This is a genomic window from Flavobacterium soyae (assembly GCF_021245985.1).
GTDB classification, from domain to species: Bacteria; Bacteroidota; Bacteroidia; order Flavobacteriales; family Flavobacteriaceae; genus Flavobacterium; species Flavobacterium soyae.
In genome coordinates this window covers 1-552 of record NZ_JAJQXA010000040.1, presented here as the reverse complement: position 1 = coordinate 552, position 552 = coordinate 1, and the positions used below count along the sequence as shown (strand labels likewise).

General features: G+C 47.1%; 1 protein-coding gene. It reads left to right on the top strand.

All coding sequences use genetic code 11. The features are described from left to right. Positions 1-552: HYR-like domain-containing protein (locus LUU93_RS21490; protein WP_311202643.1), on the top strand; the 552-nt coding region annotated here is incomplete at both ends.

The following is a 552-nucleotide window of genomic DNA, read 5'->3' as shown; positions in this document are numbered from 1 at the left end:
TTATTACCATTGAAGATACAGCGGCTCCTGTATGGTCTACTCAGGCAGGGGCTCTAAACCAGACTGTTGAATGCAGCAATGCCGAAGCTCTGGCTGCTGCACAGGCTTTATTCCCTGCTGCGGCTGATTTATGTGATGCTGATGTTTCTAATATCGAAAAAGTAAGCGGACAGTTCACAGCCTCTGAGGGATGCTCAAATGCCGGAACCTATACCAACACCTGGACCGTAAAAGACGACTGCGGCAATACTTCTGATACTTTTACTCAGGTTATTACCATTGAAGATACAGCGGCTCCTGTATGGTCTACTCAGGCAGGGGCTCTAAACCAGACTGTTGAATGCAGCAATGCCGAAGCTCTGGCTGCTGCACAGGCTTTATTCCCTGCTGCGGCTGATTTATGTGATGCTGATGTTTCTAATATCGAAAAAGTAAGCGGACAGTTCACAGCCTCTGAGGGATGCTCAAATGCCGGAACCTATACCAATACCTGGACCGTAAAAGACGACTGCGGCAATACTTCTGATACTTTTACTCAGGTTATTACCATTG